The organism is Pseudomonas sp. NPDC088429, assembly GCF_044753305.1.
Classification (GTDB): domain Bacteria; phylum Pseudomonadota; class Gammaproteobacteria; order Pseudomonadales; family Pseudomonadaceae; genus Aquipseudomonas; species Aquipseudomonas rustica.
This window is the reverse complement of the sequence record NZ_JBIVMX010000069.1, coordinates 21,127-28,271: the sequence shown is the minus strand read 5'-3', so window position 1 is coordinate 28,271 and position 7,145 is coordinate 21,127. Positions and strand designations below refer to the sequence as shown.

The following is a 7,145-nucleotide window of genomic DNA, read 5'->3' as shown; positions in this document are numbered from 1 at the left end:
TCGCGCGTATTGCATACGCGCTGCTGAAGAGCGAGAAAGCATACGTCAGCAAAACTGCCTAAAAAACGTTGTTCGCAACCATAGAATCTCCCACATTTGGATTTATGTTGTACACAGAATCTGTGATCGACATAAATCCCCTGTGGGAGCGGGCTTGCTCGCGAAGCTTTTTCTTTTAGCGGCTGGCGATCAGCGCCTGACCACGCACCACAGCAGCCTTGACCTGCGCCGGCGCAGTCCCGCCGATATGGTCACGGGCATTCACCGAGCCTTCCAGGGTCAGCACGGCAAACACGTCCTGCTCGATCTGATCGCTGAACTGGCGCAGTTCTTCCAGGCTCATCTCGGCCAGATCCTTGCCAGTGTCCACGCCGTATTTCACCGCATGACCAACGATCTCGTGGCAATCACGGAACGGCAGACCGCGACGCACCAGATAATCCGCCAGGTCGGTCGCGGTGGAGAAACCACGCAGCGCCGCTTCACGCATGATCGCGTGCTTCGGTTTGATCGCCGGGATCATGTCGGCAAAGGCCCGCAGCGAGTCGCGCAGGGTGTCGGCGGCGTCGAACAGCGGCTCTTTGTCTTCCTGGTTGTCCTTGTTGTAGGCCAGCGGCTGGCCTTTCATCAAGGTCAGCAGGCCCATCAAGGCACCGAACACACGGCCGGTCTTGCCACGCACCAGTTCTGGCACGTCAGGGTTTTTCTTTTGCGGCATGATCGAGCTGCCGGTGCAGAAACGATCCGGCAGATCGATGAACTGGAACTGCGCGCTGGTCCAGAGCACCAGCTCTTCGGAGAAACGCGACAAGTGCATCATCGCGATGCTCGCGGCCGAGCAGAATTCGATGGCGAAGTCGCGATCGGAAACGTTGTCCAGCGAGTTGCCGCCGACGGCGTCGAAACCGAGCAGTTGTGCGGTGTATTCGCGGTCGATCGGGTAGGTGGTGCCGGCCAGCGCAGCGCTGCCCAGCGGCATGCGGTTGGTGCGCTTGCGGCAGTCGACCAGACGCTCGTAATCGCGGCTGAGCATTTCGAACCAGGCCAGCATGTGGTGCCCGAAGGTCACTGGCTGCGCGGTCTGCAGGTGAGTGAAGCCGGGCATGATGCTCGCGGCTTCGCGCTCGGCTTGCCCCAGCAGGCCTTTTTGCAAACGGGTGATTTCGGCGAGGATCAGGTCGATCTCGTCACGCAGCCACAGGCGGATGTCGGTGGCGACCTGGTCGTTACGGCTACGCCCGGTGTGCAGTTTTTTACCGGTGACGCCGATGCGATCGGTCAGGCGTGCTTCGATGTTCATGTGCACGTCTTCGAGGTCGATGCGCCAGTCGAACTGGCCGGCTTCGATTTCGCCCTGAATGGTGTTCAGGCCGTCGATGATGCTGTCGCGCTCGGCATCGGTCAGCACGCCGACCTTGGCCAGCATGGTGGCGTGGGCGATCGAGCCCATGATGTCGTGGCGATACAGGCGCTGGTCGAACGTGACGGAGGCGGTGAAGCGGGCGACGAAGGCGTCGACGGGTTCACTGAAGCGGCCGCCCAGGACTGATTGGTCTTGTCAGTGCTCATGAATTCGCTCGTATCGGCTTGAAGAAAAAAGGCGTGAAACGCTGGCGCGGATAATAACAGGGTTGCCAATCCTGTCGTTGACACTGGTCGATACGTTTTTTTCTCATCGAACCGGCCACAGTCGGCACTGCTCCCGGGGGATTTGCGTAAGGATATTTTTCGATTGAGCAATATCGGCCCGACGAGCGTCTACAGTAGGACATAAGGGTCGGCGCGACTTTGGATCGCGCAAAGGTCTGGTCGCCGACTATAAGAAGAGGGGGTGGGTGTAATTGTCCTTCGGCAATCCCTGCGAAAAACGCGAGAAACAGCGGGCTTTGAGCGGTACGACGCGGACTCTGGCAAATATTGCTGGCCGACGTACGGCACTTTTTGGCGCTCGGGCTAGTCTTAGCGTGGATCGCGGTGACGGACGTCACTTCACCTGTCTACGCTATCCTTGTGCGAGACTCACGCAGGAATCCAGCGCAATATGAATGTCCTGATCGTTGATGACGAACCACTGGCTCGCGAGCGCCTCAGCCGAATGGTGAGCGAGCTCGAGGGTTATACAGTTCTGGAGCCCAGCGCCACGAATGGCGAGGAGGCGTTGGCACTGATCGACAGCCACAAGCCGGATATCGTCTTGCTCGATATCCGCATGCCAGGTCTCGATGGCCTGCAAGTCGCTGCCCGTCTGTGCGAACGAGAAACGCCGCCCGCCGTGGTGTTTTGCACCAGCCCCGATGAATTTGCCGTGGAAGCCCTGCAGGCCAGCGCCGTGGGCTATGTGGTGAAACCCGTGCGAACTGAACATCTGCATGACGCCCTGAAACGGGCAGAACGCCCCAACCGGGCGCAACTCTCGGCCCTGACCCGTCCCGCTGCCGAAAGTGGCACCGGCCCGCGCAGCCATATCAGCGCCCGTACCCGCAAAGGCATCGAACTGATCCCGCTGGATCAGGTGGTCTATTTCATTGCCGACCACAAATACGTGACCTTGCGCCACGAGGCCGGCGAAGTGCTGCTTGATGAGCCGCTCAAGGCTCTCGAAGATGAATTCGGCGAACGCTTTGTGCGGATCCACCGCAACGCCTTGGTCGCCCGCGACCGCATCGAACGTCTGCAACGCACGCCGCTGGGCCATTTCCAGCTGTTCCTCAAAGGCCTCAATGGTGATGCGCTGATCGTCAGTCGTCGGCACGTGGCCGGCGTACGCAAAATGATGCAGGGCCTGTAAGCCGGACTTTTCCGGCGGCTCACTGTTCTTTTCACCGGGCATGGCGGGCCAGGGAGGCCGCGCCGAGGCTGATTCAAGTCAAAGTGGATTTGGCTGAGCTGTTATTATCCGCCGTATCTATTCAGTACGGATTGATCCATGTCCTCTCGCGAAATCCGCATCGCCACCCGTAAAAGTGCGCTGGCCCTCTGGCAGGCCGAATACGTTAAAGCCCGTCTGGAAGCGGCCCATCCGGGCCTGCTGGTGACGCTGGTGCCCATGGTCAGTCGCGGCGACAAGCTGCTCGATTCGCCACTGTCGAAAATCGGCGGCAAGGGTCTGTTCGTCAAAGAACTGGAAACCGCGCTGCTCGAAAACGAAGCCGACATCGCCGTCCACTCGATGAAAGACGTGCCGATGGACTTCCCTGAAGGTCTCGGTCTGTTCTGCATCTGCGAGCGCGAGGACCCGCGCGATGCCTTCGTTTCCAACACCTATGCCAGCCTCGATGCGTTGCCTGCCGGCGCCATTGTCGGCACTTCGAGCCTGCGTCGTCAGGCGCAATTGCTGACGCGTCGCCCGGATCTGCAAATCCGCTTCCTGCGCGGTAACGTCAACACGCGTCTGGCCAAGCTCGATGCCGGTGAGTACGACGCGATCATCCTCGCCGCGGCCGGTTTGATCCGCCTCGGTTTCGAAGAACGCATTACCTCGGCGATCAGTGTCGATGACAGCCTGCCGGCCGGTGGCCAGGGCGCGGTCGGCATCGAATGCCGCAGCGCCGACACTGAAATTCACGCCTTGCTCGCACCGCTGCATCACGCCGACACCTCGTCGCGCGTGACCGCCGAACGTGCCCTCAACAAGCATCTGAATGGTGGCTGCCAAGTGCCGATCGCCTGCTACGCCGTGCTGGAAGGCGAGCAGTTGTGGTTGCGCGGTCTGGTCGGCGAGCCGAGCGGTGGCTTGCTGCTCAGCGCTGAAGCTCGCGCACCGCGCGCCGACGCCGAAGCGTTGGGCGTGCGGGTCGCCGAAGACTTGCTGAGCCAGGGCGCAGCCGAGATTCTCAAGGCAGTCTATGGCGAGGCAGGTCACGAGTGACCGCTTGGCGCCTGCTGCTGACGCGCCCTGCGGAAGACTGTGCGGCGCTGGCGGAGACGTTGGCGGCGCAGGGTGTTTTCAGTAGCTGCTTGCCGCTTCTGGACATTGTTGCGCTGCCGGTCTCTGACAATATTCGTCAGGCGATGGCGCGCTTGCAGAGTTGTAACGCAGTGATCGTGGTCAGCAAACCGGCGGCACGCATTGCGCTGGATCTGCTCGGCAATTCATCGTCGCTGACGATGCCGTGGTTCAGCGTTGGCGCAGCGACCGCGCAGATTCTGCGCGAGCATGGCCTTGACGTGAGCTTCCCGGACGATGGCGATGACAGCGAAGCCTTGCTGCAATTGCCGCGTCTGCGTGAAGCGGTCAGCCAGCCCGGCGCGCAGGTGATGATCCTGCGTGGCGAGGGCGGGCGCGAGCTGCTCGCCGAGCGTCTGCGCGCGCTAGGTGCTAGTGTCGAGTATCTGGAATTGTATCGACGCGACCTGCCAGCGTACGCGCCGAAAGAGCTGCCACGGCGGTTGCAAGCGGAACGCTTGAACGGGCTGGTGGTCAGCAGTGGACAGGGTTTTGAGCACCTGCGCGAAATGGCCGGCGATGCCTGGCCGGAAATTGCGCAATTGCCGTTGTTTGTACCAAGCCCGAGAGTCGCCGAGCTGGCACGTGCCGCCGGGGCTCAAACAGTTGTGGATTGCCGCGGCGCGAATGCCGCGGCTTTGCTGACGGCGTTACGGGAAAATCCCGGGCCCGTTCTCTAATGCAAAGGATGGATACGTGAGCGAAACAGCCTTGCCTAAAGATGATGTCCAGCCTGTGATCGATGCTCAGGTTGAAACTCCACCGCCGGCCAAAGAGCCGCGCCGAGGCAATGGACTGGCCATCGTCGCCCTGTTGCTCGGCGCAGCCGGCGTCGCGATCGGTGGCTGGGGTGTCTGGCAGGTGCGTCACCTGCAGACCAACACGCAAGCGCAGTCGGGTGAAGTGCAGGCGCTGAACGATCAGGCACAGACCCTGAAGCTCAACGAGCAGCGCCTCACCGAACGCCTCGCGCAGTTGCCGGGCGCCGACGAACTTGCCGAACGCCAGCGTCTGGTGACGCAGCTTCAGGGCGATCAACAGCGCCTCAATCAACGTCTGGAAACCGTCCTCGGCGCAAGTCGCAAGGACTGGCGTCTGGCCGAGGCCGAGCATCTGCTGCGTCTGGCCAGCCTGCGTCTTTCAGCGTTGCAGGACATCAGCAGCGCTCAGGCACTGGTGCAGGGTGCCGACGAAATCCTCCGCGAACAGAACGATCCGGGCGCCTTCGCGGCCCGCGAGCAAGTGGCAAAAACCCTCGTCGCCCTGCGCAGCACCGAGCAGCCGGATCGCACCGGATTGTTCCTGCGCATCGGCGCGTTGCGTGATCAGGTGGTCGGGCTCACCGAGCTGGCGCCCGAGTACAAAGATCGCGGTGAATCGCTGCTGGGCTTGACGGCTGACGGTGACGGCGCCAGTCGTTGGGCGCAGTGGTGGGATCAGGTCTCGCGTTACATCCGCATCGATTTCAATGCGGATAAAAACGTGCGGCCGCTGCTGGCCGGGCAGAGTCTGAGTCAAGTGCGTCTGGCCCTGAGCCTGGCCCTGGAGCAGGCGCAGTGGGCGGCCCTCAATGGTCAGGCGCCGGTTTACACCCAGGCCATGGCCGAAGCGCGTGATGTGCTCAAAGGCAATTTCAATCCGGACAACCCGCAAAGCAAAGTGATGCTGGAACAGGTTGGCGAGCTGAGCAAAGAACCGGTCACCGTCAACACGCCGGACATGACCGGCACCCTGAGTGCAGTGCAAGGCTATCTCGAACGCCGTAACGTCAACGCTGAAGAATCGGTGAAACCGTTCGCCAAACCTGCCGCGAATCCTGCGCAGGAGGCCACGCCATGAAACGCCTGTATGTGATCGTGTTTCTGGTGATCGCGGCGACGGCAGCGCTTGGGTTTGCGGTGGCGCAGCATTCCGGTTACGTGCTGATCGCCTACAAGAGCTTCCGCTATGAAGCGAGCCTGTGGGCAACGCTCGGGCTGATCGCGGTGTTGTGGCTGCTGATCTGGGGCATCAAGGCCTTGGTTGAATTGGTGATGGCTTCCAGCGGTGTGGTCAATCCTTGGTCGCGACGCAATCGCAGCCGTCGTGTGCAAGTGGCGATCGAGCACGGTCAGCTGGATCTCGCCGAAGGTCGTTGGGCCAGTGCGCAGCGGCATCTTTCTCGCGCCGCCGAGGCCGAGCGCCAGCCACTGCTGTACTACCTCGGAGCCGCCCGTGCGGCCAACGAGCAAGGCAATTACGAAGAATGCGATCGTCTGCTGGAGCGTGCGCTGGAACGTCAGCCGCAAGCCGAACTGGCGATTGCCCTGAGTCATGCGCAGTTGCAGACCGATCGTGGCGACACCGACGGTGCGCTGGTCACCCTGCAAGCCATGCACGAACGCCATCCGCACAACGCGCAAACCCTGCGCCAATTGCATCGCCTGCATCAGCAGCGCGGCGATTGGTCGGCGGTGATTCGCCTGCTGCCAGAGCTGCGCAAAGACAAAGTGCTGCCGCCGGCTGAACTGTCTGAACTGGAGCGTCGCGCCTGGGGTGAAAACCTCTCGCTGGCTGCACACCGCGAAGAAGACGGCACCGTGGGTTTGCAGTCGCTCCAGCGGGCGTGGCAGCAACTCACTTCGGCTCAGCGTCAAGAAGCGCCGCTGGTGCTGGCCTACGCCGAACAACTGCGTCAGCTGGGCGCTCAGGTCGAGGCGGAAGAAGTGCTGCGCACCGCGCTCAAGCGCCAGTACGACAGTCATCTGGCGCGTCTCTATGGTCTGGTGCGCGGCAGCGATCCGGCGCGTCAGTTGCAGACCGCTGAAGGCTGGCTCAAGGAACATCCAAATGATCCGAGCTTGCTGCTGACCCTGGGTCGTCTGTGTCTGCAGACCAGTCTGTGGGGCAAGGCGCGCGACTATCTGGAAAGCAGCCTGCGCGTGCAGCGCAACCCGGAAACCTGTGCGGAGCTGGCGCGTCTGCTGGCGCAGCTCGGGGACACCGATCGCAGTAATCAGCTGTTCCAGGAAGGCCTTGGCCTGCTCGATGAACGCCTGCTCGCGGCGCCATTGCCGGTGCCGGCACGCGTCTGAATCGACGAGGGAGTTCGCTCCCTCGTGTAGGTTTCCCGACCGAATAATTCCCCGCAAATGGGCGCCAGAGGCAAAGTCCTACGAGCGCCTTCTTCTTTTCCTTCCTGCTCTGTCGGGTTTTCCCT

5 protein-coding genes and 2 pseudogenes are annotated in these 7,145 nt (G+C 61.8%); 6 read left to right on the top strand and 1 reads right to left on the bottom strand.

The genetic code is table 11. The annotated features are described in order from the left end of the window. Positions 1-175 precede the first annotated feature (175 nt). Positions 176-1,569: pseudogene (gene argH / locus ACIP66_RS24405) on the bottom strand (argininosuccinate lyase). Positions 1,570-1,841: 272 nt separating this feature from the next. Here argH and ACIP66_RS24400 point away from each other — a divergent pair. The 6 genes and pseudogenes from ACIP66_RS24400 to ACIP66_RS24375 form a co-directional block, all read left to right on the top strand. Further along, positions 1,842-2,045 (top strand): annotated as a pseudogene (locus ACIP66_RS24400) (sensor histidine kinase); the annotation flags it as partial. Further along, the gene (locus tag ACIP66_RS24395; protein ID WP_007911111.1) at positions 2,042-2,788 is read left to right on the top strand and encodes a LytTR family DNA-binding domain-containing protein; all 747 of its coding nucleotides are present in this window, start codon (positions 2,042-2,044) and stop codon (positions 2,786-2,788) included. The pseudogene ACIP66_RS24400 and the gene ACIP66_RS24395, both read left to right, overlap by 4 nt. Before the next feature lie 138 nt (positions 2,789-2,926). Then, the gene (gene hemC, locus ACIP66_RS24390) at positions 2,927-3,868 is read left to right on the top strand and encodes a hydroxymethylbilane synthase (RefSeq protein ID WP_159814389.1); all 942 of its coding nucleotides are present in this window, start codon (positions 2,927-2,929) and stop codon (positions 3,866-3,868) included. After that, positions 3,865-4,626 (top strand): uroporphyrinogen-III synthase, encoded by a 762-nt coding sequence (locus ACIP66_RS24385; RefSeq protein ID WP_400651522.1) that lies wholly within the window; start codon positions 3,865-3,867, stop codon positions 4,624-4,626. The genes hemC and ACIP66_RS24385 overlap by 4 nt, the downstream gene beginning before the upstream one ends. Before the next feature lie 16 nt (positions 4,627-4,642). Next, a complete protein-coding gene (locus tag ACIP66_RS24380; protein ID WP_053124956.1) occupies positions 4,643-5,785 on the top strand; it encodes a uroporphyrinogen-III C-methyltransferase in 1,143 nt (380 codons plus the stop codon). Beyond that, entirely contained in the window at positions 5,782-7,020 is a 1,239-nt protein-coding gene (locus tag ACIP66_RS24375; RefSeq protein ID WP_053124954.1) for a heme biosynthesis protein HemY, read from the top strand. The genes ACIP66_RS24380 and ACIP66_RS24375 overlap by 4 nt, the downstream gene beginning before the upstream one ends. The last annotated feature ends 125 nt before the right edge of the window (positions 7,021-7,145 follow it).

Excerpts from the sequence above, each read along its gene's own strand:
- ACIP66_RS24395 (WP_007911111.1), top strand. The coding sequence starts at position 2,042 with ATGAATGTCCTGATCGTTGATGACGAACCACTGGCTCGCGAGCGCCTC.
- hemC (WP_159814389.1), top strand. The coding sequence starts at position 2,927 with ATGTCCTCTCGCGAAATCCGCATCGCCACCCGTAAAAGTGCGCTGGCC.
- ACIP66_RS24375 (WP_053124954.1), top strand. The coding sequence starts at position 5,782 with ATGAAACGCCTGTATGTGATCGTGTTTCTGGTGATCGCGGCGACGGCA.